Here is a 26,564-nt window from a genome sequence, read left to right on the forward strand (position 1 = left end):
GTCTCCGGGGACAATGGACCCCGTGCGCTATCGGATCCTCGGCACCACCCAGGCGCTCCGCCCCGACGGAACTCCCGTCCCGGTCGGCGGGGCGCGGCTGCGTGCCCTGCTCACGGCGCTGGCGCTGCGGCCCGGCCGCACCGCACCGCCGAGCCTGCTGGTCGACGAGGTGTGGGGCGCGGAGCCGCCCGCCGACGCGACCGGGGCGTTGCAGGCGCTGGTGGGCCGGTTGCGGCGGGCCCTGGGCGCCGAGGCCGTCGCCTCCGCGGACGGCGGCTACCGGCTGGCCGCCCCGGCTGACGACATCGACCTGTACCGCTTCGAGCGGCTGACCACCGACGGCCTGCGCGCCCTGGCCGACGGCGACCCGCGGAAGGCGGCCGGTGCCCTCGACGACGCCCTCGCCCTGTGGCAGGGACCGCCGCTCGCCGACCTGCCCGACCGCACCGCCGAGGCGGCCCGCCTGGACGCCCGGCGGCTGGACGCGCTGCGCGCCCGGCACACCGCCGCCCTCGCGCTCGGCCACGCCGAACAGGCGCTGCCCGAGCTGACCGCCCTGTGCGACGGCCACCCCCTGGACGAACCCCTCCAGGTGCTGCGGCTGCGCGCACTGCGTGACGCGGGCCGTACGGCCGAGGCGCTGGCCGGCTACGAGGACGTACGACGGCTGCTCGCCGACCGCCTCGGCTCGGACCCCGGACCTGACCTGCGCGCCCTGCACGCCGAACTGCTGCGGACCGGGGAGCCCACCGGCCGCGCGCCCGGATCCGGCCCGGCCGGCACCGCGGGCGCGCCCGGCGTGCGGCGCCCGAACGGCGGCGGGCCGCAGGCCGGCCCGTCCGGCGGGCGCGGCGGCCCGTCCGGCGGGCGCGGCGGCCCGTCGGTCCCCGGGAACCTGCCCGCCCGGCTCACCTCCTTCGTCGGGCGCGAGGGCGACATCGAGACGATCCGCGGGGACCTCGCGGCGGCCCGGCTCGTGACGCTGCTCGGGCCCGGCGGGGCCGGCAAGACCCGGCTGTCGCTGGAGGCCGCCGAGAGCATGCGGCACACCGTCCCGGACGGGGTGTGGCTCGCCGAACTGGCGCCCGTCGACGGCCCGGCCGCCGTACCGGAGGCCGTGCTCACCGCGATCGGCGCCCGCGAGACCGTGCTGCACGGGGCCGGCGCCGAGGGCATGCGGGCCGTCGGTGACCGGCACGACGACCCCGTCGGCCGGCTGGTCGAGCACTGCGGCAGACGCCGCATGCTGATCGTCCTCGACAACTGCGAGCACGTCGTGGACGCGGCGGCCCGGCTGGCGGCCCGGCTCCTGGAGCGCTGCCCCGGCCTGACCGTGCTGGCCACCAGCCGCGAACCCCTCGGCGTGCCGGGCGAGTTGGTCCGGCCCGTGCAGCCGCTGCCCGAACCGGCCGCGCTCAGGCTGCTCGCCGACCGGGGCGCCGCGGCCCTGCCCGGCTTCCGCGTCGAGGCCGACGAGGAGACCCGGGCGGCCTGCGCCGAGATATGCCGGCGCCTCGACGGGCTGCCCCTCGCCATCGAGCTGGCCGCCGCCCGGCTGCGCCTGATGACGCCCCGTCAGATCGCGGACCGGCTCGACGACCGCTTCCGGCTGCTCACCTCCGGCAGCCGCACCGTACGGGCCCGCCAGCAGACCCTGCGGGCCGTCGTCGACTGGTCCTGGGACCTGCTGGACGAGGACGAACGGGACGTGCTGCGCCGGCTGTCGGTCTTCGCGGGCGGCTGCGACCTCGCCGCCGCCGAGGCCGTCTGCGGCCCGGTCGCCCTCGACGCGCTCGGCTCTCTCGTCGACAAGTCCCTCGTGGTGGCGGCCCCGGCCGCCGACGGCACGATGCGCTACCGGCTCCTGGAGACCGTCGCCGAGTACGCGGCCGAACGGCTCGAGCAGGCCGGACAGCGCCCGCAGGCCGAGCGCGACCATCTGACGTACTACCGCGAACTCGCCCGCACCACCGACCCGTTGCTGCGCGGCTCCGGCCAGCGCGCGGCCATCCGACGGCTGGAGCTGGAGTACGAGAACCTGCGCACGGCCCTGCGCCGCGCGGTCGCCGCGCGCGACGAGCAGGAGGGCCTCAGCCTGGTTCTCTCCCTGGTCTGGTACTGGCAGATGCGCGATCTGCGCGGGGAGTCCCGGCACTGGTGCAGCGAGGTCATGGCCCTCGGCCCCGACCCGTTCAGCGAACCCGTTCGCCCCGCCCAGCCGGTCTGGCAGCGCTGCACCGACATCCCGCCCCCGCTGACCGGCGAACTCCTCACCGAGGCCCGGCGCGGTGTCCACCTCGCCCATGTGGCCGCCATGGAGGCCGAGGTGGACGCCCTGGACAGCCCCGGGACCCTGGAGAAGCTGCACACCATCTCCCGGACCTACGCGCCCGGCCTCCCGCAGGCCTGCCGCGCCCCCGGGATGGTCTGGGCCTACGCCGTGGTCCTGACCGGTGACATCGAGCGGCTGCACCTGATCCTGGACGCCTCTGTGCGCGTCTGCCGGGAGACGCCGGGCTACGAGTGGGACCTCGCCTGCGCCCTCCAGCTCCGTGCCGGCATGCGCGCCAACCGCACCGCCTGGGCGGGCGACGCCGTGCGCGACGCCGACGAGGCCCTGGAGATCTACCGGCGCCTCGGGGACGACTGGGGCACCGCGGAGGCGCTGTCCGCGCGCGGTGAGGGCCATGAACGAAAGGGCGAGTTCGAGGCCGCCGCGGCCGACTACACGGCGGCCATCGAGCACGCCGAACTCCTCGGCGCCCGCGCCCAGATGGCGGTGCTGTCCGCCCGGCTCGGTGGCGTGCTCATCGAAGCGGGCGAGACGGAACGCGGCGAGCGGCTGCTGCGCGAGGTGCTCGCCCGTGAGGACAGCGCCGGCAACGACGCGCTGCCCGCCGCCCGGATCTTTCTCGCGGGCTGGCTCGCCGCGGACGGCCGCGTCGCCGAGGCGCGCGAGCAGCTCCGGCTGCTCCGTGCGGAGTTCAAGATCGCGCACTTTATCGTGTTCGACACCATGCTCCTGGGCCAGGAGGCCTGGGTGGACGCCGTCGACGGCCGGCACGAGGAGGCCCTGGACAAGATCCGCACCTCGCTGCGGCAGTGCGCCGAACCGCTGGCCCGGGTGATCGTCCCGCAGCTCTCGTCCGTCAACCTGACCGTCGCCGCGGTGTCCCTGGCCCGCGTCGACGGCGGCAGCCGTGCCGCGGACGCCGCCCGCTGCCTGGGCGCCGCCGACGCGCTGCTGCCTGTCGGTCATTTCGCGGCGGGTATGGAGCGTGCGGTGCGCGGCCGGGCGCGGGAGGGGATCCGGGCGGTGCTCGACGAGGCGGCGTATCGGTCCGCGTACGAGGAGGGCGGTGGCCTCTCTCTGGCGGAGGCCACCGCGTTGGTCTGACCCGCGCCCCGGGCGGGGCCCGCTGTCTGGAGGCTGCCGATGCGCTGCTGCCCGTCGGCCATTCGAGCCGCGTACGCGGAGGGCGGTGGCCTCTCCCTCGCGGAGGCCACCGCTCTGGTCTGAGCGTGTGTCAGCTCTTGGTGCGGAACTTGTGGATCGCGACCGGTGCCATCACCGCCGTGATCAGCACCGACCAGGCGAGCGTCACCCACAGGTCGTGCGCGACCGGCCCGCCCACCATCAGTCCGCGGGCCGCGTCCGCGAGCGAGGACAGCGGGTTGTAGTCGGTGAACGTCCGCAGCCAGCTGGGCATCGAGTCCGTCGGCGCGAAGATCGACGAGCCGAACTGCAGCGGGAACAGCACCAGGAAGCCCATCGCCTGCACGGACTGCGCGTTCTTCATGACCACGCCGAGGGTGATGAACACCCACATGATCGCCGAGGCGAACGCCGCGGACAGCCCGACGGTCGCGAACAGCCCCGGCCAGTCGGTGATCCGGAAACCCACCGCGACGGCGACGATCATCAGCACCGTGGTCGCGAACAGCATCCGGACCAGCTCCACCGCGATCTTGGCGAACAGCACCGAGCCGCGGCCGATCGGCAGGGCCCGGAAGCGGTCCATGACACCGCTGTTGAAGTCCTGGTTGAAGCCGGTCCCCACGCCCTGGGACAGGGTCATGCTGGTCATGGCGAGCATGCCGGGGATGACGTACTGCACGTACCCGTCCTGCCCGCCGCCGAGGGCCTGCCCGATCGAGCCGCCGAAGACGTACACGAACAGCAGGGTGAAGACGACCGGCATCAGCAGGGCGTCGAACATCGACTCCGGGTCCTGTCGGATCCACAGCAGGTTGCGGCGGATCAGCGCGCCCGTGTGCCGCAGATGGCCGCGCAGCGGGATCCGGGCGTCGGCGGTCAGCGGGGTGACGGAGCTCATACGGCGACCTCCTGGCGGGTGTCGGCGGGCTCGGGGTCCTGCGGGGCACTGGCGCGGTGGCCGGTGAGCGACAGGAACACCTCGTCCAGGCTGGGGAGTTCGGTGGTGATCGAGGAGATGGTGATGCCGCGCGCGGTGACCGCGCCGACCACGGCGGTCAGCTGCTCGTCGCTGAGGATCGGCACCAGCAGGCTGCCGGCCTCGCTGTCCACGGTCGTCGTGGCGAGCCCGGTGATGCCCAGGTCGTCGAGCATCCCGGCGAGCGGGTGCAGCTCCAGCGGGTCGGCGGGCCTGACCCGCAGCGTCCGGCCGCCGACGCGGGCCTTCAGCTCCTCGATGCCGCCGTTCGCGATGACCTTCCCGCGGTCCACGACGGTCAGCTCGGAGGCCAACTGCTCGGCCTCCTCCATGTACTGAGTGGTCAGCAGGACGGTGACGCCGTCCCCGACCATGGTCTTGACCTCATCCCACACCTCGTTGCGGGTACGGGGGTCGAGGCCGGTGGTCGGCTCGTCGAGGAACAGCACCTCGGGCCGCCCGATCATGGAGGCGGCCAGGTCGAGCCGCCGCCGCATGCCGCCGGAGTAGGTGCCCGCGGGCCGCTTGGCCGCCTCGGTGAGCGAGAACCGCTCCAGCAGTTCGTCGGCGCGGGCGCGGGCGTCCCGGCGGGACAGGTCGAGGAGGCGGCCGATCAGATACAGGTTCTCGCGGCCGGAGATCTTCTCGTCCACGGAGGCGTACTGCCCGGTCAGGCCGATCACCCGGCGCAACTGCCGGGGCTGGCGTACGACGTCGTAGCCGGCGACGGTCGCGCGGCCGGAGTCGGGGGCCAGCAGGGTGGACAGGATCCGTACGATGGTGGTCTTGCCGGCCCCGTTCGGCCCGAGCACACCCATCACGGTGCCCTCGCGCACATCCAGGTCCACACCGTCCAGCGCCTTGGTCTCGCCGTAGTGCTTGACCAGCCCCCGTACGGTCACGGCGTCGCCACGGCCGCTGGGCTTGTTGTCGATTCGCGTCATGCCGAAGAAGGTGCCAGCCCCCACCGACAAACGACCGACAGCACACCGACACCCCCGCGCTGCACGGCCGGACGGCCCGCCGACGGGGGAAGATCGGCGGGCCGTCCTGGTGGTGCCGTGGTGGTCCGGGGCGGGTCCGCCGCCTAGCCGCCTAATGGACGGAGTGCTCCTCCTGGGGGAACGTTCCGCCGACGACGTCCTCGGCGAAGGCCTTGGCCGCGTCGCCCATGACGGCCCGCAGATCGGCGTACTTCTTCACGAACTTCGGGACCCGGCCGCCGGTGAGGCCCAGCATGTCGGTCCACACCAGCACCTGCGCGTCCGTCTCGGGTCCGGCGCCGATGCCGACGGTCGGGATGTGCAGCACCCGGGTCACCTCGGCCGCCAGCTCCGCCGGCACCAGCTCCAGCACCACCGCGAACGCGCCCGCGTCCTGTACGGCCTTCGCGTCGCGCAGCAGCTGCTGGGCCGCCTCCTCGCCGCGCCCCTGTACGCGGTAGCCCATGGAGTGCACGGACTGCGGGGTCAGGCCGATATGGGCCATGACCGGGATGCCGGACTCCACCAGCAGCCGGATCTGCTCGTGCGAGCGCTCGCCGCCCTCCAGCTTGACGGCGCCGACCCCGGCCTCCTTCACCAGCCGGGTCGCCGAGCGCAGCGCCTGCACCGGGCCCTCCTGGTACGAGCCGAAGGGCAGGTCGCCCACGATCAGAGCGCGCTGGGTGCCGCGCACGACCGCGGCCGACAGCATGGTCATCTCGTCGAGGGTGACGGGCACGGTGCTCTCGTACCCGAGGTGGCAGTTGCCCGCCGAGTCGCCGACCAGCATCACCGGGATGCCGGCCTCGTCGAAGACGGACGCGGTCATGGCGTCGTAGGCCGTGAGCATGGGCCACTTCTCGCCCCGCTCCTTGGCGAGGGCGATGTCGCGGACGGTGATGCGGCGCGTGCCCTTGCCCCCGTACAGCGCTTTGCTGCCGTCGGAGGGCTTGGTCTGGGCAGCCGAAAGCTGCGTCATGGCAACGGCTCCTTCAGTCATCTCGAAGCGCCCTGACGGCGTCTCCGGATCGTGTCCATGGTGGCATCTCGTGCCAGGGACGGCCAGGGGACCCCCGTGTGTTCCCCTCGGCATCCCGGCACCGGCCCGGCGGGGTAAGGTCTGGGCAAAGGAATAAGATACGAGACGGTTCCGTATCGAAATGGTCCTAGAGTCGTTCCCATGACAACTCCTGCCGTCCCCGCCTCCCGGATATCCGAAGAGGTGCACCGGCGCCGCTGGGCCATCCTCGGCGTCCTGATGCTGAGCCTGCTGATCGTGGTACTGGACAACTCGATCCTGAACGTCGCGGTCAAGACGATCTCCATGCCCGCGCCCACCGGTCTTGGCGCCACCCAGAGCGAGATCGAGTGGGCCATCAACTCCTACACCCTCGTCTTCGCCGGCCTGCTGTTCACCGCGGGCCTCGTCGGCGACCGGATCGGCCGCAAGAAGATCCTGCTCGGCGGCCTCGTCGTGTTCGGCATCGGCTCGGCCCTGGCCGCCGAGTCCGGCTCCCCGGGCGAGCTCATCGCCTACCGCGCGCTCATGGCGCTCGGCGCCGCCTTCGTCATGCCCGCCACCCTCGCCGTGCTCATGAACGTCTTCGAGCGCGAGGAGCAGCCCAAGGCCATCGGCATCTGGGCGGGCGGCGTCGGACTCGCCATCGCCATCGGCCCGATCACCGGCGGCGCGCTGCTCGACCACTTCTGGTGGGGCTCCGTCTTCCTCATCAACGTGCCGATCGTGATCCTCGCGGTCGCGCTGATGGTCTGGCTCGTGCCCGACTCGCGCGACCCGAAGCCCGGCCGTGTCGACCCCGTCGGCGTCGTGCTCTCCGTGATCGGCCTGGTCCTGCTCGTCTACGGCATCATCAAGGGCGGCGAACTCGCCGACTTCACCGACCCGACCGTGCTGGCCACCGTCGCCGCCGGACTCGCCGTCCTGGTCGCCTTCGTCCTCTTCGAGAAGCGCAGCGACCACCCGTCCCTCGACGTCACGTACTTCAAGAACAAGGTCTTCTCGGCCGCCATGAGCGCCATCGCGCTGGTCTTCTTCGCGCTGATGGGCGTGACGTTCTTCGGCGTCTTCTACACCCAGAGCGTGCGCGGCTACTCGCCGCTGGAGTCCGGCTTGCTGATGCTGCCGCTGGCCGTCGCGCAGATGATCTTCGCGCCGCGCGCCCGGCTGGTCGTCGACCGGTTCGGCAACCGGGCCACCACCACGGCCGGGCTGATCCTGATCGCCGCGACCCTGGCCGTCTTCGCCACCTTCGAGGCGGACACCCCGATCTGGCTGCTGGAACTGGTCTTCTTCCTGATGGGCACCGGCATGGCGCACATCATGACGCCGACCTCCGTCGTCATCATGCAGGCCCTGCCGCGCGAGAAGGCCGGGTCCGCCTCCGCGCTGAGCAACACCTTCCGCCAGGTCGGCGGCGCCCTCGGCATCGCCGTCCTCGGCTCGGTGCTGTCCGCCGCGTACCGCAGCGGCATCGAGGACAAGCTCGGGCCGGTGCCGGCCGGACTGCGGGACACCGCGGCCGGGTCCATCGAGGCCACCCTCGGCGTCGCCGCCAGGCTCGGCCCGCAGGGCAAGGCGCTGGTCGGCCCCGCCAACGACGCGTTCCTGCACGCCATGCACGTCACCGCGCTGTGCGGGACCGGTGTCGCGCTGCTCGGCGCCCTGGTGGTGGCGCTCTTCCTGCCGGGCCGGCCGCCGGCCGATCAGCAGGGCGAGCGGGAACAGGAGTTGATCGCCGCCGCGGACTGAACGGTCCGCGCGCGTCCGGAGAGGCAACAGGGGGGAAGGAGGCTGCTGCGGGACAATTCCCGCAGCACAGCGAAAGGACGCAGTGACGTGAGCCTTGCCGACAGCCGCCCGCAGCAGCGCGGCCCCGCCCGGGGCCGTCCGCGCAGCGAAGCCGTGGAACGCGCCATCCTGGAAGGTGTGATGAAGCTCCTGGAGGACGGCGTGTCCCTCGCCGAGCTGTCCATCGAGCGGATCGCCCGTACGGCCGGCGTCGGCAAGGCCACGATCTACCGCCGCTGGAGCGGCAAGGAGGAACTGTTCGTCGACGTCATGCGCGCCGCCGAGCCCCCCGACCCCGAACTCCCCGGCACCTCCATGCGCGACGACCTGGTCGTGCTGCTCGAATCGATGCGCCTGCGCGGCCTGGCCAACCGCTCCTCGGCGATCATGCACAACGTCCACGCGCAGATGAAGAGCAGCCCCAAGATCTGGGCCGCCTACAACACCAGCGTGATAAGGCCCCGGCGCGAGCGGGGTCTGGAGATCCTGCGCCGCGGGCAGCGCGACGGCGAACTCCGCTCCGACATCGACCTCGAACTGGCCAACGACATGTTCGTCGGACCCATGCTCGTCCGCGCCGTGCTGCGCCCCGACATGGAACTTCCCGAGGGTCTCGCGGAGCGGATCGTCGACACCGCGCTGGCCGGCCTACGGCCCGTCAGCCCGCCCGGCGGATAGCCCGAATGTGCGCGTTTCGTCACAGTCCACACCCGCCCCGGAAGCCACCGGAACTCCCGGCACCCGCCTGGTCGTCCTCGACTTCCGTACGGCCGTCATGGGACGGCGAGAACGGAGCCGATCATCCCCTAGGGTCGTAACCCAGGGGGACGACGGTGTGCACGGCAAGTTGTGAGGCGACGGTATGGCGCAGCAGGCGTACGTGACGGAGACGGACGACGGCGGCTCGGGTCCCGAGCAGCGGGGCTCCTGGTTCCGGCGTCTGTTGCTCCGCCTGCGCCACGGCTGGCGTGACCGGGGCATCTGGCGCCGCGGCATCGTCCTCGCCGCGCTCGCCCTGCTCCTCGCCCTGGTGATGCTGCTGCACTCGCACATCCCCAACACCGTGGGCAACCTCGGCAGCCTCACCGAGACCTTCCTGCCCTGGCTGGGCCTGCTCGTCCCGGTGCTGCTGGTGCTCGGGCTCGTCCGCCGGTCGGCGACCGCGCTGATCATGCTGGTGCTGCCGTCCGTGGTGTGGCTGAACGTCTTCGGCGGGCTGCTCACCGACCGCACGGTCGGCGGGGGCGATCTGGTGGTCGCCACGCACAACGTCAACGCCGACAACCCGGACCCGTCCGGCACCGCCCGCAACGTGGCCGCCTCCGGCGCGGACGTGCTGGCGCTGGAGGAGCTGAAGGCGTCCGCCGTCCCGGTGTACGAGAAGGCGCTGGCGGCGACGTACAAGTACCACTCGGTCGTCGGCACGGTCGGGCTGTGGAGCAAGTACCCGATGACCGCGGTCCGGTCCGTCGACATCGAGCTGGGCTGGAAGCGCGCCATGCGTGCCACGGTCGCGGCGCCCGACGGCCGGGTCGCGGTGTACGTCGCCCATCTGCCCTCGGTGCGGGTGAAGGTGGCGTCCGGATTCACCGCCCGGCAGCGGGACAAGAGCGCCGACGCGCTGGGCGAGGCGATCGCCGACGAGTCGCTGCAGCGGGTCGTGCTGCTCGGTGACCTGAACGGTACGATGAACGACCGCTCGCTCACCGCCGTCACCTCCCAGATGCGCTCCACGCAGGGCGCGGCGGGCAGCGGGTTCGGGTTCAGCTGGCCGGCGTCCTTCCCGATGGCGCGGATCGACCAGATCATGGTGAAGGGGGTCGAGCCGGAGAGTTCGTGGACGCTGCCGAGGACGGGCAGCGACCATCTTCCGGTGGCGGCCCGTGTGAAGGTCGACATGTCCGCTTAACCCGCCGGAATACTGAGCCTGCGATGCTTTGTTCCGAAGCTGAACATAAGCTGTCCCGCTCCCTTCTTCGAAAGGCACAGGCTCCTTCATGCCCCTGGCCCTGCTCGCCCTCGCCGTGGGCGCCTTCGGCATCGGTACGACCGAGTTCGTGATGATGGGCCTGCTGCCCGACGTCGCGGACGACCTGCACATCTCCCTCCCCACCGCCGGGCATCTGGTCTCCGCGTACGCGCTGGGCGTCGTCATCGGCGCCCCGCTGCTCGCCGCGGTCACCGCGCGGATGTCCCGCCGTACCGTCCTCATCGGCCTCATGGCCCTGTTCGTGGTGGGCAACGTGCTGTCCGCCCTCGCCCCCGGCCAGGAGTCCCTGCTGGCCGCCCGGTTCCTCAGCGGCCTGCCGCACGGCGCGTTCTTCGGCGTCGGCGCCGTGGTCGCGACGACCATGGCCGCCCCCGAGCGCCGGGCCCGCTCGGTCTCGCTGATGTTCCTCGGCCTGACCTTCGCCAATGTCGCGGGCGTCCCGGCGGCGACCCTGGCCGGCCAGCACTTCGGCTGGCGGGCGACCTTCCTCGGGGTGAGCGTGATCGGCCTGGCGGCCATCGCCTCCCTCGCCCTGCTGATCCCGCCCGACCACACCCACGCCCCCGCGACCGGCCTGCGCGGCGAACTGGCCGCCCTGCGCTCGGTGCCGGTGTGGCTGGCTCTCGGTACGACCGTGGCGGGCTTCGGCGCGCTGTTCGCCGCGTACAGCTATGTCACACCGATGCTCACGGACGCGGCCGGGTTCGCCGAGTCCGGGGTGACGCTGCTGCTTGCGCTGTTCGGTGTGGGCGCGACGGTGGGCAATCTGCTCGGCGGCCGGCTCGCCGACCACGCGACGCGCGGCACGCTCTTCGGCGGGCTCGCCTCGCTGGTGCTGGTCCTGGCGCTGTTCCCGGTGCTGATGCGGGCGGAGTGGAGCGCGGCGCTCGCGGTGGCCCTGCTCGGCACGGCCGCGTTCGTCACGGGCTCGCCGCTGCAGCTGATGGTCATGGAGAAGGCGGCGTCGGCACCCTCCCTGGCGTCCTCGGCCAACCAGGCGGCCTTCAACCTGGCGAACGCCGGGGGAGCGTGGATCGGCGGCCTGGCGCTGGCCGCGGGCTTCGGCGTGACCTCACCGGCGGTCGCTGGGGCGGCGCTCGCGGTGCTGGGGCTCGGGGTGGCCGGGGTGGCTTATGCGGTGGACCGTCGCCGTGGCCTGCCGGCCGCTCGGGAACACCTGGTCGCGTCCCATGTTCCGGATCAGCAGGAGTCGGTGCGGCCGTGAATCTGGGCGGGGTGTGTTGTGGCTGGGCGTGTGGTTCCCTGCGGCTGCGCCTTCGGCGCGGGGGTGGGGGGGGGTGCGTTGTGGCTGAGTGGTTGGGGGTGGCTGCGGGTTCGTTGTGGCTGGGTGCGCAGTTCCTCGCGCCCCTGTCGGGGCGCGTTGGTGGCTGCGGGTTCGTCGTGGCTGAGCGCGCAGTTCCCCGCGCCCCTATCGGGGTGCTGTTGGTGGGTGGCTGCGGGTCCGTTGTGGCTGGGCGTGCAGTTCCTCGCGCCCCTGTCGGGGCGCGTTGGTGGCTGCGGGTTCGTCGTGGCTGAGCGCGCAGTTCCCCGCGCCCCTATCGGGGTGCGTTGGTGGCTGCGGGTTTGTTGTGGTTGGGCGCGCAGTTCCTCGCGCCCCTTTCGGGGCGCCGCCTGCCCCGCGTTGGAACCGGCGGAGCTATTCTCGCCAGCTGTTGGTGATGGGGAGGCGGCGGTCCTTGCCGAAGCCCTTGGCTGAGGTCTTTGTGCCCGGTGGGTACTGGCGGCGCTTGTACTCCGCCGTGTCCACCATGCGCAGCGTCCTGGTGACCAGCTCCGGGTCGAAGCCGACGGCGACGATCGTGTCGGCGCCCTTGTCGTGGTCGACGTACAGGTCGAGGATCGCGTCCAGGACCGGGTAGTCCGGCAGCGAGTCCGTGTCGACCTGGCCGGGGCGCAGTTCGGCGCTCGGCGGCTTGGTGATGGAGTTCTCCGGGATCGGCGGGGTCTCGCCGCGCTCGGCCGCCGCCCGGTTGCGCCACTCGGCGAGCCGGAACACCGATGTCTTGTACACGTCCTTGATGGGGCCGTACGCGCCCACCGAGTCGCCGTACAGCGTCGAGTAGCCGACCGCCAGCTCCGACTTGTTGCCGGGAGCCAGGACGATCTGGCCCTCCTGGTTGGAGATCGCCATCAGCAGCGTGCCGCGCAGCCGTGACTGGAGGTTCTCCTCGGCCAGCCCGGTCAGCTCGGTCGACGCCATGTACGCGTCGAACATGGGGGCGATCGGGACGGTCCGGAAGTTGAGGCCGGTGCGCCGGGCCAGCTCGGCCGCGTCGTCCTTGGAGTGCTCCGAGGAGTACTTCGACGGCATGGACACGCCGTACACATGCTCCGCGCCCACCGCGTCGCAGGCGATCGCCGCCACCAGCGCCGAGTCGATCCCGCCGGACAGACCGATCAGCACGGACCGGAAGCCGTTCTTGCGCACATAGGCGCGCAGGCCGGTCACCAGCGCCTGGTAGACCTCCTCGTCGTCGTCGAGGCGGTCCGCGTAGCCGCCGGTCCGCTCCGGCGGGTACGCGGGCAGCGGGTCCGCGGAGAGGATCACCCGGTCGATGCGCAGGCCGTCGTCCACCACTCCGGTGGGCGGCTGCGCGGAGGCCGCGGGCAGGTCCAGGTCCAGCAGCACACAGGTCTCCTCGAACTGCGGCGCCCGCGCGATCACCTCGCCGTCGGCGTCGACGACGATCGAGTCGCCGTCGAAGACCAGCTCGTCCTGGCCGCCGATCATGGCGAGGTAGGCGGTCGTGCACCCCGCCTCCTGGGCGCGCTTGCGCACCAGCTCAAGACGGGTGTCGTCCTTGTTGCGCTCGTACGGGGAGGCGTTGACGGACAGCAGCAGGCCCGCGCCCGCCGAGCGCGCGGCGGGCACCCGGCCGCCGTCCTGCCACAGGTCCTCGCAGATGGCCAGGGCGACATCGACGCCGTGCACCCGCACCACCGGCATGGTGTCGCCGGGTACGAAGTAGCGGAACTCGTCGAAGACGCCGTAGTTCGGCAGGTGGTGCTTGGCGAAGTTCAGGGCGACCGCGCCGCGGTGCAGCACCGCCGCCGCGTTCTGCGGGGCACCGGCCGGCTGGCCGTACCTCGGCTGGGCGCTCTCGCTGCGGTCCAGGTAGCCGACGATCACCGGCAGCTCCCCGAGGCCCTCCTCCGCGAGCCGCGCCGCGAGCGAGCGCAGCGCGGCCCGGGACGCCGTCACGAACGACGATCTGAGGGCCAGGTCCTCGACGGGGTATCCGGTCAGCACCATCTCGGGGAACGCCACGAGATGCGCTCCCCGCTCGGCGGAGTGCCGGGTCCAGCGGAGGATCGTCTCGGTGTTTCCGGCGAGGTCGCCGACGCGCGAGTCGATCTGGTTGAGGGCGAGACGAAGTTGAGGCACCCGCCCAGTGTAATCGTCAGAGCGACGCGATGGGGGTGGCACGGAGTGTGGTGCACCCCACGCCGGTCACGTCGTCGTAGCCCCGTACGGCCTTGAGCGAGCTGTCCCGGTGATCAGGAACGGGGCGCCGCTCCGCGCTTCTTCAGCATGTCGTCCATCAGCGCGATCTCGGACTGCTGCGCCTCGACCATGCCCTGCGCGAGCCGCTTCTCCACCCCGACCGTGCACCGGGTGACACACCCCTCGGCCATGTGCACACCGCCCTTGTGGTGGTCCGTCATCAGCTGGAGGTAGAAGACCTCCGCCTGCTCGCCCGACAGCGTGCCCAGCTTCGTCAGCTCGGAGTTGGTCGCCATGCCCGGCATCAGCGCGCCGTCCTTGCCGGCGGGCATGCCGCCCATGCCCATCCAGGTCATCGGCGGCTCGGCCGACACCTTCGGCAGCCCCCACAGATCCAGCCAGCCGATCAGCATGCCCCGCTGGTTGGCCTGCGTCTGCGCGATGTCGTAGGCGAGCCGCCTGACCTCCTCGTCCTTCGTGCGGTCGCGCACGATGTACGACATCTCGACGGCCTGCTGATGGTGGACCGCCATGTCCCGCGCGAACCCGGCGTCCGCGGACTCGGCGCCCGGTACCGCCGTGCCGGAGCCGCCGTCCTCGGCGACCGCGTAGGTGATCGCGCCGGCCGCGACCAGCGCCGCCGCCGCGGCCCCGGCGACCCAGGCTATGTGCCCCTTCACCGCGCCGCCCTCACTTCATCGTCCCGCCGGTGCACGAGGCACCCGGCTCGGGCGTCTGCTCGCCCTGTACATACGTCGAGAAGAACGTGGCCACCGCCGGGTCGTCCGCGCTCTTCACGGTCAGCTGGTGGCCCCACGCCGACAGCATCAGCGGGGCCGCCTGGTCCTCGTACGGGCTCATCAGCGAGTACGGGGTCTGCTTCACCTTGGCCGCGAGCGCGTCCACGTCCGCCTTCTGCGCAGCGGCGGTGTACGTCACCCAGACCGCGCCGTGCTCCAGCGAGTGCACCGCGTTCTCGTTCTTCACGGCCGAGGTGTAGACATCGCCGTTGCAGTTGAGCCACACCGGGTTGTGGTTGCCGCCCACGGGCGGCTGCATCGGGTACGTCACGCTCTTCTCCACGTGGTTGCGCGCCAGGTCGCCCTTCCAGGTGCGCACGCCGTCCGCGCCGGTCGTGAAGCGCCCCGAGTCGCCGGCGTTCTTGGCGTCGTCCGACGCGCTGTTCGTGGAGTCGGACTGTGCGTTCACGAGGACGACACCGCCGACGACCAGACCGGCGACGACGACCACGCTCGCGGCGACGGTGAGCAGCCGGTTGCGGCGCTCGCGGGCGCGCTCGGCCCGCTGCATCTCCGCTATGCGGGCCTTGCGCGCCGCGCTGCTGTTGTTCTTGGCGGAACCCATGAGGCGTGTCCTTCTGGGGGAAAGGGTCGGGGGCGTGGTACGGAGGTGGCGCTCGCTGATCGTAATGGGCGGGGGGTGGCGTTTCGTAGGGCGGGCACAGGAATCGGGGGGACGCCAGGGAATCGAAGCGCGCGTACATGCCGCCTCGGCGACGCGCACCAAAACGGGCGGGAACGATCGGGATCGGCCATTACGGATGGCGGTCCGGACAGGCAAGATGGGCGGCAGAGCAGTACACCAGCCGGACCCGGCGCGTTCAGCGCGAGGTCGGCCGGGCGATCAAGGTCCGCAACGCGCATGAAATGGTGTTGTGGTGGGATGCTCAGGTGCCCGACCGCCTCCGGTGGCACCGGGGAGAGGCGGCCTGACCAGCAAGGATGGGGAAGCGGAAGATGGACAAGCAGCAGGAGTTCGTGCTCCGGACCTTGGAGGAGCGCGACATCCGGTTCGTACGCCTGTGGTTCACGGACGTGCTGGGCTTCCTCAAGTCCGTCGCCGTGGCCCCCGCCGAGCTTGAACAGGCGTTCGACGAGGGCATCGGCTTCGACGGCTCCGCCATCGAGGGCTTCGCCCGGGTCTACGAGTCCGACATGATCGCCAAGCCGGACCCGTCCACCTTCCAGGTGCTGCCCTGGCGCGCCGAGACCCCCGGCACGGCCCGCATGTTCTGCGACATCCTCATGCCGGACGGCTCCCCGTCCTTCGCCGACCCCCGATACGTGCTCAAGCGCGCCCTGGCCCGCACCTCCGACCTGGGCTTCACCTTCTACACCCACCCGGAGATCGAGTTCTTCCTGCTGAAGGACCGCCCGCTCGACGGCTCCCGGCCCACCCCGGCCGACAACTCCGGCTACTTCGATCACACCCCGACCAACGTCGGCATGGACTTCCGCCGCCAGGCGATCACCATGCTGGAGTCGATGGGCATCTCGGTCGAGTTCTCCCACCACGAGGGCGCCCCGGGCCAGCAGGAGATCGACCTGCGCTACGCCGACGCGCTCTCCACGGCCGACAACATCATGACGTTCCGCCTGGTCATGAAGCAGGTCGCGCTGGAACAGGGGGTGCAGGCGACGTTCATGCCGAAGCCGTTCAGCGAGCACCCCGGGTCCGGCATGCACACCCACCTCTCCCTCTTCGAGGGCGACCGGAACGCGTTCTACGAGTCGGGCGCGGAGTACCAGCTCTCCAAGGTCGGCCGCTCCTTCATCGCCGGGCTGCTCCGGCACGCGGCGGAGATCTCCGCGGTCACCAACCAGTGGGTCAACTCCTACAAGCGCATCTGGGGCGGCTCCGAGCGCACGGCGGGCGCCGGCGGCGAGGCCCCCTCGTACATCTGCTGGGGCCACAACAACCGCTCGGCCCTGGTCCGGGTGCCGATGTACAAGCCGGGCAAGACGGGCTCCGCGCGCGTGGAGGTCCGCTCCCTCGACTCGGGCGCGAACCCGTACCTGGCCTACGCCGTCCTGCTGGCCGCCGGCCTCAAGGGCATCGAGGAGGGCTACGAGCTGCCGCCGGGTGCCGAGGACGACGTCTGGGCCCTCTCCGACGCCGAGCGCCGCGCCATGGGCATCGAGCCGCTGCCCCAGAACCTCGGCGAGGCCCTGACCCTGATGGAACGCAGCGACCTCGTCGCCGAGACCCTCGGCGAACACGTCTTCGACTTCTTCCTCCGCAACAAGCGCGCGGAATGGCACGAGTACCGTTCGGAGGTCACGGCGTTCGAGCTGCGCAAGAACTTGCCGGTGCTGTAGGCGCGGGTCAGCGCGGGCCGACGGTCACGGACCGTCGGCCCCACGGCGTCGAGCCCTTCCCTACGGGCGTACGCGGATGACTGTCTTCCCGCTGCGTCGCGTGGTCGGGTCAAGGGCACCAATGGCATCGTCGAAGCTCGCGACGTCACCGATGTTTGTCCGCAGCCGTCCGTCCCGCACCCGCTGCACGATCTCACCCAGGTCGACACGATCGGCCTCGACAACGAAGTCCACCGCGAGGCCGTCCGTGGGCCGCGCCTCGGCCGGGCCGACGACGGACACCAGCGTTCCTCCGGCCTTGACCAGGGCAGCGGACCGCTTCTGAACGTCGCCACCGATGACATCGAAGACCAGATCGACGCTCCCGACGTCTTTCAGCGCGTCGTTCTCGAGGTCGACGAACTCATGCGCGCCGAAGTCGAGTGCCTTCTCACGGCCGGCGGCGCGTCCGGTGCCGATGACGTGAGCGCCGGCCTCACGTGCGAGCTGGGTCACCATCGTCCCGACTGCCCCGGCTGCGCCATGGGCGAGGACGGTCCGGCCGGCCTGAAGGCGGCCGTGCCGGAACAGTCCCTGCCACGCGGTCAGACCCGAGATCGGCAGGGACGCGCCTACCGCGAAGTCGACGTCGCCGGGCAGTGGTGCGAGGTTGCGTGCTTCGATCGCCACGTACTCCGCAAGGGTGCCGTCGCGGTACCAGTCGGCGAGGCCGAACACCCGCTGCCCGAGCGACAGCCCCGTCGTGCCGTAGCCGAGGGCGGTGACCACTCCGGCCAGCTCGTGGCCGGGGATCGACGGTGTCCTGTCACGGCCGGCGCGATCGGTCCAGGTCGATGGCCACTCCATCTCGGTCGGGACGAAGCCCGATGCGTGAATCTGAACGATGACGTCGTTGATCGCTGCGGGCGGCTCGGGCCGCTCCGTGAGCGTCATCCCGGCCGTTCCCGCGGCCTGGTCGGTCACCACAATGGCTTTCATCGAGATCGTCCCTTCCTCGTCTGAGCGTGTAACACGATCACGAGCGGTGCTTCTCCAACCGCCTCGGGCATCACGCCTGGTGGGCACAGCCATCGGCCACGCAGGAGGCCACCCGCCATGACCAATCCCAGCGCCGCCCACCCCGGTCCGCCACCGCACACAGCGGCGGACGAAGGACGGCTGGTGGGAGGCGCGGGGAGCGTTTCCCGCCTTGTGGGCGAGTGGGGTCGACCGCTCCGCGACCGTCGGCCTCAGCGCCTGTCCACTGCTCCTGGGTTCGCCGGTATCGGCTTGGATGAGCACGTGACTGTCTACGACGTAGCCCGCCGGCTCCCCGGCATCGCCGAGCTGCGGGATTTGTGCCGTTCACTGGCGATGCTCGATGCGATCCTCAGCCCGAGCTGGGAAAACCGGTACTACTCCATGAACGCCGGTCGGGCCGACGGTGAGGAGATGGCCTCGATGCGCAACGGGTCGGGAAACGAGTACGCAATCGTGTTCTCGACTGCCGGGGTTTATGTGCGCGGCTTCGACCATGAATCGCCGATGAGCCCGTATGGCAACGACGGCGAGCCCTGGCCGGGAGTGATCGACGAGGTTCCCGAACTCTTCCGGCCTTTCGTCGAGGAATCAGCGTTAACCGACGAGGACGGCGTCCCTGTCGTGACGGCCTGCCTGTGGCGGGGCGCGACGGACGATCGGTGGCATCACGGGACGATCGCCTTCCCTGATCGCGCCGTCGATCCTGACGGGGCGACGGGTCTGTTCGAGCTCCTGGTCGACCGCTCGCCGGAAGCGTTCCAGCGCTACGCCGAGGACTACTACGAGGTCCCCGTGGACCTGGCGGCCGTGAGCCAGGTGTATGCCTTGCGGCCGCTGACGCAGGAACTCGTGTTGCTGCTGAACCCCGAGATCAGCGTGACCGACCTGGCCCAGGACATCACTGAGGCCGGCTATCCACAGCCGAAGCAGTAACCGGCCTGAACACCAGCTGCCGGCACGCGTTCGTCGCCCGGGTGCTCTGGCTGGCGGGTGGTCAGTTGAGGTATGTGGGGGAGACCGCTGCCGTGGTGATTCGGTGGGGGGTGGCCGTGTTCGTTGTCGGGAGCTGGTACAGGTCGGCTCCGTAGTCGCCGGGCAGTGCGTAGACCAGGGTGTGCGTGTCTTGCCATACTGCCTGGTCGTCGACGCTGCGGCGTTCCGCGAGGGGGGTCTCGCGCAGGGTGCGCAGGTCGAGTACGTAGAGGCGCCAGGGGGCGTCCGCGGGCAGGCCCGGCACGCGCTTCTTGTAGGCGATACGGGTGCCGTCGGGGGACAGCGAGGGGCACTCCACGTTCTGGTGCAGCGTCGTCACCGTCTCGGCCGTCAGGTCACCCCGGACCAGATACGTCCTCCCCTTCGTCGCCAGGGTCGCGTAGAAGGTGCGGTCGTCCGCCGCGAACGTCACCCCCCAGAAATTGACGTCCGGGGAGGCGTAGGCGCGGCCGTCCTTCACGATGCGGAACCGCTCCAGCGACGGGATCAGCCGGCCCGTGCCGGTGTCCACGACGGCGGTGCGGGTGGAGAAATCCGTGCCCGCGTACGAGTCACCCCCCACGAACGCCGTCCACGCGGCGAAGCGGCCACTGGGGGAGACCCGGGCGCGGGAGGGGATGCCGGGCACGTCGTAGCGGGCCGTCGTGCGCAGCCGGGCGTCCAGGATCAGGGCGCGGTAGCTGTCCGAGACCGGTCCGTGCACCGCCTGGAGGCACACACCGGTGCCCGAAGCGGCGTGGAAACGCAGGCACTTGACGCCCGAGGCGGTGCGCGGCCCGGCCGGGGCCGCCGCCGGTACCGCGGTCAGCTCGTCGCGGTGCGGGCCCCAGGCCATGCTGCGGAACACCAGCAGTCCGGGGTCCGTGAGCGTGACCCGGCCCGGGGTGACCCGCGGGCCGCCCGCCTGGATGTGGTCGCGGCGCTCGGCACGCGCCGACGCGTGCAGGACGGCCGCCAGCGCGACCGCCGTCAGCACGACGACGGCCGACGCCAGGACCAGGATGCGGGACCGCAGGGTCATGAGGTGTGCTCCCGGGCCGGGCGGAGGGCGTACGAGAAGGCCGCGCAGACCGCGAGCGCCACCGCGGCCGCCGCCAGCGCCGCGCGGTCGCCCCACACCGTCCATGCCGCGCCGAACAGCAGCGAGCAGGCGAACCGGGCCAGCGCCTGCCCGGTCTGTACGACGGCCAGCCCGGACGAGCGCAGCGCCTCGGGCACGCCGTCCGAGGCCGCCGCCATCAGCACGCCGTCGGTGGCCGCGTAGAAGCCGCCGTGCAGGGCGAGGACCGCGTACGGCAGGGCGGTGCCGTGCCAGGAGGTGAGCAGCAGGCCGTACGCCAGGAGCAGCGCCCCGTGGCCGGCCAGGAAGATCCGCCAGCGGCCCACCCGGTCGGCCAGCCGGCCCAGCGGCACCGCGAGCAGCAGGAAGGCGGCGGCCGTGCCGAGCGGCAGCAGCGCGAACCAGCGGTCGGGGACGCCCAGCCGGCGTTGCAGCAGCAGGTACACGAAGGAGTCGCTGACCGTGGCCAGGCCCAGCAGCAGGGCGCAGACCGCGATCCGGCGCAGGTCGCGGCGGCGCAGCAGGCCGAGGGCGGCGCGCAGCGTGGGCCGCGCCCCGCCGTCGGCCGGCGTCGTGTCACCGGTCGGCTCCGTGCAGCCCGGTACGGGGGTCCGGCCCGTGCCGCCGGGTACGAACAGGACCAGGACCAGCACCCCGGTCACGGCCACGCAGCAGCTCACCGTGAACACGGCGTCGTAGCCGTCGACCGTGGCCCGCAGGATCAGGAAGGCGACGAGCGGGCCGAGCAGGGCGCCCGCCGTGTCCATCGCGCGGTGCACGCCGAAGGCCCGGCCGCGGGTCTCCGGCGTGCTGGAGAGCGAGATCAGGGCGTCGCGCGGGGCGGTGCGCAGGCCCTTGCCGGTGCGGTCGGCGGCCAGGATCAGGCCGATCGGGGTCAGGGTGTGGGCGAGCAGCAGCAGCGGCTTGCACAGCGCGGAGATGCCGTAGCCGAGCCCGGCGACCCACTTGTGCCGGCCTCCGCCGCGGTCGGCGAGGTGGCCCCCGGCGAGCCGGACGAGCGCGGAGAAGCCGTTGTAGATGCCGTCGAGGAGTCCGAAGCCCAGCGGCGACAGGCCGAGCCCGGCCACCAGGTACAGCGGCAGTACGGCCGTGACCATCTCCGAGGAGACATCGGTGACCAGGCTGACCGTGCCGAGCGCGAGGACGGTGGGCGCGACCGCGGGGCGGCGCCGTCCGGCACGACCCGGCCGGACGGCGCCTTGCGCGGACGGCGTGCCGGCCCGGCTGTCCGCTACGTACACGTCAGGACGCCCAGATGCCGGTGATGTCCTTCGCGGCGGCCGCGTTGCCCGCGTGTGCCGTCAGGCCCTGCGAGTCCTCCAGGGTGCGCAGCAGGTCGTAGTGGTTGTAGGTGGTCGAGGAGCTGGAGCCCGCCGTGACGGGCTGGCCGTACAGGACCGTCGGGATCCGGTTGCCGGCGAGCCGGTTGTCCTCGTCGAAGGTGACGACGAGGAGGCTGTTGTGCGTCCTGGCCCAGGTGGCGTAGGCGCCCAGGTTGTTCTTCAGCCAGGTGTCACCGGTGGACACCGAGCAGTCGTGCATGTCGCTGCACAGGTTCGGGACCACGAAGGAGAGCTGGGGCAGCGTCGCGTAGTCGGCCGGGAACTGGGTGAACGTCTTGGCGGTCGAGGTCGGTACGTTGCTGAAGCCGAACCACGGGTTGTGCTTGCGGGCGTAGTTTCCGCTGCTGCACGTGGTGGAGCCCTGGCTGGGCAGGGTCTCGTTGTAACTGGCCCAGGTGCGGCCCGCGGCGAGCTGCTCGGCGGCCAGATTGGCGGCCGAGGAGAAGCCGGGGGTGTAGCAGCTGTCGTCGGTGATGCCCTGGGTGGAGCCGGAGAACAGGGCGAAGTAGTTCGGCTGGCTCGGGTGGGTCTCGGCGTAGAACTGGCTGAGGTTGGCGCCGCCGGAGACCAGGGAGTTGAGGTACGGGGCGCTGGAGGAGCCGATGACCTGGCTGTACGCGTGGTTCTCGAAGACCACGACGACCACGTGGTCCGGGGTCGGAACGGCGCCCGCGGCGTGCGCGGACTCGTCGCCGAGGCCGGTCCACAGCCCGAAGCCGACCGCGGCGAGGGCCGCTGCGGACGCCACGACGGTACGGGCACGGCGGAGCACGGAACTGCCGGACACATCAACCTCCGGTGGGGGGAAGGAAGGCCAACGGTGCGCGTCAGATCATGCACACGCCAAAACGCCCCGGCCGCACATCAGACGCCCCGACGGATGAAAACCACATGAACTACTGTCCCGCCCCCCTTGCTACCCCGCCTCGACAGAGCTTCCGAGCGGGGCCGTGCCGGGCGGGCTCGTTGTACTCGGCGTCCCGCTCCGACGCGTGTCCGGGGCGGTCGGTCTCCCGGCGGGGGCGTGGGGCGAGGGGTGTTGAGCTGGTACTCAGTCGGTCCGGGCGGGTCCGCCGGCCGCGGCGTCCTGGGCCGGCGCGTGGCCGGTCCTGCCGGTTTCTCGGGCATGCCCAGCCCGGACACGCGCCACCTCGGGCCCCCCGGCCCACGCCCCAGGTTGCGCGCCCCGCGCTCCCGCGTGTCGGTGCAGAAGTGCGACGACCCGTCCCCCGGACCGCGCGCAGCAGCGCCTCCGCCTCGGCGCCCGCGCTGGAGTAGCGGCGGTCCAGTTCGCCCTCGGGTTCCGCATGGCGCCTCCCCGCTGATCCGACGGTCCCTGCGCAGTACGGACCGGTCGGGCGCGCGGAACTCAGCGCCGTCCGCCCCGGCGCTCGGCCGGGGCTCTCCGGATAGGCTCTGGCCAGGACGAGCCTGATCCGACCCGATCCGAGGGGAGGCCGCGGATGACGCCGGGGCGCAGAAGCAGCACCTTCACGCGACTGCTGCGGCACGGCTTCACCGACCCCTCCGGCGCCGAGCGGCTCCTCGACGGCGCCGAGCTCGCCCCCGTCCGCAGCGACCCGGTCCTGCTGGAGGCGCTGGGCGCGACCGCCGACCCGGACCTCGCGCTGGGCGGCCTGGTACGGCTGCTCGAGGCCCAGCCCGACCCCACCGCCCACCGTGAACTGCTCGACACGCTGATAGCGGCCAAGCCGCTGCGCGACCGCCTGCTCGGTGTGCTCGGCGCTTCCACCGCCCTCGCCGACCATCTGGCCCGGCACCCACGGGACTGGGCGGAACTGGTCACCTACGAGCCGCGCGACCTGCACCCCGGCGTGGAGGAGTTCGAGCGGGGCCTGGCCGAGGCCACCGACCCCATCTCGCTGCGCGTCGCCTACCGCCGCTGCCTGCTGTCCATCGCCGCCCGTGACGTGTGCGGCACCACCGACGTCGCCCAGACCGCCGCCGAACTCGCCGACCTCGCCACCGCCACCTTGCGCGCCGCCCTCGCCATCGCCCGCGGCGCCGCCCCCGACGACGCCGCGCTGTGCCGGCTCGCGGTGATCGCGATGGGCAAGTGCGGTGGCCACGAGCTGAACTACGTCTCCGACGTGGACGTGATCTTCGTCGGGGAGGCCGTGGACGGCGCCGACGAGGCCAAGGCGCTCAAGGCCGCCACGAAGCTCGCCTCGCACATGATGCGGATCTGCTCCGAGACCACGGTCGAGGGCTCCATCTGGCCGGTGGACGCCAACCTGCGCCCCGAGGGCCGCAACGGCCCGCTCGTGCGCACCCTCAGCAGCCATCTCGCCTACTACCAGCGCTGGGCGAAGACCTGGGAGTTCCAGGCGCTGCTCAAGGCCCGCCCGGTGGCCGGTGACATACAGCTGGGGGAGGAGTACGTCAGCGCGGTCGAACCCCTGGTGTGGACGGCCGCTGAGCGCGAGAACTTCGTCCCCGACGTACAGAAGATGCGCAGGCGCGTCGTCGAGAACATCCCCGCCGCCGAGATCGAACGCGAGCTGAAGCTGGGCCCCGGCGGTCTGCGCGACGTCGAATTCGCCGTCCAGCTCCTGCAGTTGGTGCACGGCCGGGCCGACCCCGCGCTGCGCAGCGGCACCACCCTGGACGCGCTGCAGGCGCTGGCCGCCGGCGGCTACGTCGGCCGCGCCGACGCCGCCCGGCTCGACGAGGCCTACCGCTTCCTGCGCTGTCTGGAACACCGCATCCAGCTCTACCGGCTGCGCCGCACCCACCTCGTCCCCGACGACGAGGCCGACCTGCGCCGCCTCGGCCGCTCCCTCGGTCTGCGCACCGACCCGGTGGACGGGCTGATCCGCGAGTGGAAGCGGCACACCGGCGTGGTCCGCCGCCTGCACGAGAAGCTCTTCTACCGCCCGCTGCTCGACGCGGTCGCCCAACTCGCCCCCGGCGAGGCCCGGCTGAGCGCCGAGGCGGCCCGGGAGCGGCTGGTCGCCCTCGGCTACGCCGACCCCGCCGCCGCGCTGCGCCACCTGGAGGCGCTGGCCGCCGGCGTCACCCGCAAGGCGGCCATCCAACGCACCCTGCTGCCCGTCCTGTTGGGCTGGTTCGCGGACTCGGCCGACCCGGACGCGGGCCTGCTCAACTTCCGCAAGGTGTCCGACGCGCTCGGCAAGACCCCCTGGTATCTGCGGCTGCTGCGGGACGAGGGCGCGGCGGCCGAGAACCTGGCCCGGGTCCTGTCGGCCGGCCGGCTCGCCCCCGACCTGCTGATGCGCGCCCCCGAGGCGGTGGCCCTGCTCGGCGACGGCGACGGGGCCGGCCTCGAACCGCGCGGACGCGCGGGCCTGGAGCAGGAGATCCTGGCCGCCGTGGGCCGCGCGGAGAACGCCGGACAGGGGGTCACCGCGGCCCGCGGCGTCCGCCGCCGGGAGCTGTTCCGCACCGCCGCCGCCGACATCGTCGACTCCTACGGCACCGAGGCCAATCCCGTCGAGGCCGACCAGGGCGCGCTGGTGGACCGGGTGGGCGGCGCGGTCTCCGACCTGACCGCGGCGACCCTCGCGGGCACGCTGCGCGCCGTGGTCAGGGCCGGCTGGGGCGACACCCTGCCGACCCGCTTCGCGATCATCGGCATGGGCCGCTTCGGCGGCCACGAACTGGGCTACGGCTCCGACGCCGACGTGGTCTTCGTGCACGAACCGCAGGACGGCGTGGGCGACCACGAGGCCGCCGCCGCGGCGGGCAAGGTCGTGTCCGAGATGCGCCGGCTGCTCCAGCTGCCCAGTGCGGACCCGCCGCTGCTGATCGACGCCGATCTGCGCCCCGAGGGCAAGTCGGGTCCGCTCGTGCGCACCCTCAAGTCGTACGAGGCCTACTACCGGCGGTGGTCGCTGGTCTGGGAGTCACAGGCGCTGCTGCGGGCCGAACCGGTCGCCGGGGACGCGGACCTGGGCCGCCGGTTCATCGAACTGATCGACCCGCTGCGCTACCCGGCCGAGGGCCTGGGCGACGAAGCGGCCCGGGAGATCCGCCGGCTGAAGGCCCGCATGGAGTCCGAACGCCTGCCGCGCGGCGCCGATCCGAAGCTGCACACCAAGCTCGGCCCCGGCGGCCTCTCCGACGTCGAGTGGACGGTCCAGCTGCTCCAGCTCCGGCACGCCCGGGCCGAGCCGGGCCTGCGCACCACCCGCACCCGCGAGGCCCTCGCCGCCGCCCGCGTGGCCGGTCTCCTCACCGCGGAGGACGCGGCGACCCTGGACGAGGCGTGGGTGCTCGCGACGCGGGTGCGCAACGCGGTCATGCTGGTCCGCGGCCGGGCCGGCGACACGTTCCCCACCGACCCCCGCGAACTCGCCGCCGTGGGCCGCTACCTCGGCTACACCTCGGGCCACGCCGGAGACATGCTGGACGCCTACCGCCGTACCGCCCGCAGGGCCCGTACGGTCGTGGAGGAGCGCTTCTACGACGCCTGAGCCCACGACGGCGAGCGGCGTTCCGGCGGCTTCGCCGGCACCAGGCGGGGCAGGGCGTACGGCAGGGAGCCGTACCACAGCCGGGCCAGGGCGTAGCCGAACGAGAGGCACAGCATGCCGCCGACCGCGTCGAGCCAGAAGTGGTTGGCGGTGGCGACGATGACCACGAGGGTCGTCGCCGGGTACAGCAGGCCGAGCACCCGCACCCAGGGCACCGTGGCCAGCGCGAAGACGGTCAGCCCGCACCACAGCGACCAGCCGATGTGCATCGAGGGCATCGCGGCGTACTGGTTGGACATGTGCTTCAGATCGCCCGAGGCCATCGAGCCCCAGGTCTGATGGACCAGCACCGTGTCGACGAAGCGGGTGCCGTCCATCAGCCGGGGCGGGGCGAGCGGATACAGGTAGTAGCCGACCAGTGCCACGCCGGTCGTCGCGAACAGCACCAGGCGGGTCGCCGCGTAGCGTCCGGGATGGCTCCGGTACAGCCAGACCAGCACCACCAGCGTCACCACGAAGTGCAAGGTCGCGTAGTAGTAGTTCATCCCCACGATCAGCCAAGTCACCGAGTTCACGGCGTGGTTGATCGATTCCTCGACGGCGATGCCCAGCCGGTGCTCGGTCTGCCAGATCCAGTCGGCGTTGCGCAGCGCCTTGCCCCGCTGCTCCGGGACCGCGTTGCGGACGAGTGAGTACGTCCAGTAACTCACCGCGATGAGCAGGATCTCGAACCACAGGCGGGGCCGTCGCGGGGTGCGCAGCCGGCCGAGGAAACGCTGCTCGCCCTCGCCCGTGACGGCCTGCGGAACGGCCTCCTCGCGACCTTCCGACTGTGTCACGGTCGAGTCACTCATAGGCACAGAGTCTGCCAGAAAAGCTATCTCCGGC

The 26,564-nt window shown here is 72.1% G+C and carries 19 protein-coding genes; 8 read left to right on the forward strand and 11 right to left on the reverse strand.

The window, feature by feature from the left end; translation table 11 throughout:
* The first annotated feature begins 13 nt into the window (after positions 1–13).
* The gene (locus tag CTZ28_RS03920; RefSeq protein WP_121887792.1) at positions 14–3,397 is read left to right on the forward strand and encodes an AfsR/SARP family transcriptional regulator; all 3,384 of its coding nucleotides are present in this window, start codon (positions 14–16) and stop codon (positions 3,395–3,397) included.
* A gap of 130 nt (positions 3,398–3,527) precedes the next feature.
* On the opposite strand, the gene CTZ28_RS03925 is transcribed toward CTZ28_RS03920, so the two are convergent.
* From CTZ28_RS03925 to panB, 3 genes are all read right to left on the reverse strand, one after another.
* The gene (locus CTZ28_RS03925; RefSeq protein ID WP_121887793.1) at positions 3,528–4,337 is read right to left on the reverse strand and encodes an ABC transporter permease; all 810 of its coding nucleotides are present in this window, start codon (positions 4,335–4,337) and stop codon (positions 3,528–3,530) included.
* Positions 4,334–5,359: an ATP-binding cassette domain-containing protein gene (locus tag CTZ28_RS03930; protein WP_183154257.1), complete on the reverse strand. Its 1,026-nt coding sequence runs from the start codon at positions 5,357–5,359 to the stop codon at positions 4,334–4,336. The genes CTZ28_RS03925 and CTZ28_RS03930 overlap by 4 nt, the downstream gene beginning before the upstream one ends.
* Positions 5,360–5,510: 151 nt before the next feature.
* Entirely contained in the window at positions 5,511–6,377 is an 867-nt protein-coding gene (panB, locus tag CTZ28_RS03935) for a 3-methyl-2-oxobutanoate hydroxymethyltransferase (protein ID WP_121887795.1), read from the reverse strand.
* Between the two features lie 201 nt (positions 6,378–6,578).
* Between panB and CTZ28_RS03940 the strand changes: the two genes are divergently transcribed.
* The 4 genes from CTZ28_RS03940 to CTZ28_RS03955 all read left to right on the forward strand — a co-directional run bounded on the left by CTZ28_RS03940 (position 6,579) and on the right by CTZ28_RS03955 (position 11,422).
* The gene (locus CTZ28_RS03940; RefSeq protein ID WP_183154258.1) at positions 6,579–8,168 is read left to right on the forward strand and encodes a DHA2 family efflux MFS transporter permease subunit; all 1,590 of its coding nucleotides are present in this window, start codon (positions 6,579–6,581) and stop codon (positions 8,166–8,168) included.
* An 87-nt stretch (positions 8,169–8,255) separates the two neighbouring features.
* On the forward strand, positions 8,256–8,885 hold the full coding sequence (locus tag CTZ28_RS03945; RefSeq protein ID WP_121887797.1) for a TetR/AcrR family transcriptional regulator: 630 nt from the start codon (positions 8,256–8,258) through the stop codon (positions 8,883–8,885).
* A gap of 184 nt (positions 8,886–9,069) precedes the next feature.
* Complete coding sequence (locus tag CTZ28_RS03950; RefSeq protein ID WP_121887798.1) at positions 9,070–10,116, forward strand: endonuclease/exonuclease/phosphatase family protein; 1,047 nt, start codon at positions 9,070–9,072, stop codon at positions 10,114–10,116.
* Between the two features lie 88 nt (positions 10,117–10,204).
* A complete protein-coding gene (locus CTZ28_RS03955; RefSeq protein ID WP_121887799.1) occupies positions 10,205–11,422 on the forward strand; it encodes an MFS transporter in 1,218 nt (405 codons plus the stop codon).
* A gap of 432 nt (positions 11,423–11,854) precedes the next feature.
* Here the strand turns inward: CTZ28_RS03955 and CTZ28_RS03960 are convergent, their stop codons facing one another.
* The 3 genes from CTZ28_RS03960 to CTZ28_RS03970 form a co-directional block, all read right to left on the reverse strand.
* A complete protein-coding gene (locus CTZ28_RS03960) occupies positions 11,855–13,603 on the reverse strand; it encodes an NAD+ synthase (protein WP_121887800.1) in 1,749 nt (582 codons plus the stop codon).
* Between the two features lie 113 nt (positions 13,604–13,716).
* Positions 13,717–14,343, reverse strand: a complete 627-nt coding sequence (locus CTZ28_RS03965) for a DUF305 domain-containing protein (protein WP_121887801.1) — start codon at positions 14,341–14,343, stop codon at positions 13,717–13,719.
* Between the two features lie 10 nt (positions 14,344–14,353).
* Positions 14,354–15,028, reverse strand: coding sequence for a DUF3105 domain-containing protein (locus tag CTZ28_RS03970; RefSeq protein WP_121887802.1), 675 nt, complete (start codon positions 15,026–15,028; stop codon positions 14,354–14,356).
* Between the two features lie 392 nt (positions 15,029–15,420).
* Between CTZ28_RS03970 and glnA the strand changes: the two genes are divergently transcribed.
* Positions 15,421–16,782: a type I glutamate--ammonia ligase gene (glnA, locus tag CTZ28_RS03980; RefSeq protein WP_121887804.1), complete on the forward strand. Its 1,362-nt coding sequence runs from the start codon at positions 15,421–15,423 to the stop codon at positions 16,780–16,782.
* Between the two features lie 60 nt (positions 16,783–16,842).
* On the opposite strand, the gene CTZ28_RS03985 is transcribed toward glnA, so the two are convergent.
* Positions 16,843–17,760, reverse strand: coding sequence for an NADP-dependent oxidoreductase (locus CTZ28_RS03985; RefSeq protein ID WP_121887805.1), 918 nt, complete (start codon positions 17,758–17,760; stop codon positions 16,843–16,845).
* A 303-nt stretch (positions 17,761–18,063) separates the two neighbouring features.
* Between CTZ28_RS03985 and CTZ28_RS03990 the strand changes: the two genes are divergently transcribed.
* Positions 18,064–18,735 (forward strand): hypothetical protein, encoded by a 672-nt coding sequence (locus tag CTZ28_RS03990; protein WP_183154259.1) that lies wholly within the window; start codon positions 18,064–18,066, stop codon positions 18,733–18,735.
* 61 nt (positions 18,736–18,796) lie between these two features.
* Here CTZ28_RS03990 and CTZ28_RS03995 read toward each other — a convergent pair whose 3' ends face one another.
* The 3 genes from CTZ28_RS03995 to CTZ28_RS04005 are packed head-to-tail and all read right to left on the reverse strand — an operon-like array spanning position 18,797 to position 22,006.
* Entirely contained in the window at positions 18,797–19,816 is a 1,020-nt protein-coding gene (locus CTZ28_RS03995; RefSeq protein ID WP_121887806.1) for a TolB-like translocation protein, read from the reverse strand.
* Positions 19,813–21,117, reverse strand: a complete 1,305-nt coding sequence (locus CTZ28_RS04000) for an MFS transporter (RefSeq protein ID WP_121887807.1) — start codon at positions 21,115–21,117, stop codon at positions 19,813–19,815. Before CTZ28_RS04000 ends, CTZ28_RS03995 begins: the two co-directional genes overlap by 4 nt.
* A 1-nt stretch (position 21,118) precedes the next feature.
* The gene (locus tag CTZ28_RS04005) at positions 21,119–22,006 is read right to left on the reverse strand and encodes an alkaline phosphatase family protein (RefSeq protein ID WP_121887808.1); all 888 of its coding nucleotides are present in this window, start codon (positions 22,004–22,006) and stop codon (positions 21,119–21,121) included.
* A gap of 676 nt (positions 22,007–22,682) precedes the next feature.
* Here CTZ28_RS04005 and CTZ28_RS04010 point away from each other — a divergent pair.
* Positions 22,683–25,676: a bifunctional [glutamine synthetase] adenylyltransferase/[glutamine synthetase]-adenylyl-L-tyrosine phosphorylase gene (locus tag CTZ28_RS04010; protein WP_121887809.1), complete on the forward strand. Its 2,994-nt coding sequence runs from the start codon at positions 22,683–22,685 to the stop codon at positions 25,674–25,676.
* Here CTZ28_RS04010 and CTZ28_RS04015 read toward each other — a convergent pair.
* A complete protein-coding gene (locus CTZ28_RS04015) occupies positions 25,664–26,530 on the reverse strand; it encodes a phosphatase PAP2 family protein (protein ID WP_121887810.1) in 867 nt (288 codons plus the stop codon). The two genes, CTZ28_RS04010 and CTZ28_RS04015, sit on opposite strands and share 13 nt — an antisense overlap.
* Positions 26,531–26,564: the final 34 nt, after the last annotated feature.

The organism is Streptomyces shenzhenensis, from assembly GCF_003688995.1.
Lineage (GTDB): Bacteria > Actinomycetota > Actinomycetes > Streptomycetales > Streptomycetaceae > Streptomyces > Streptomyces shenzhenensis_A.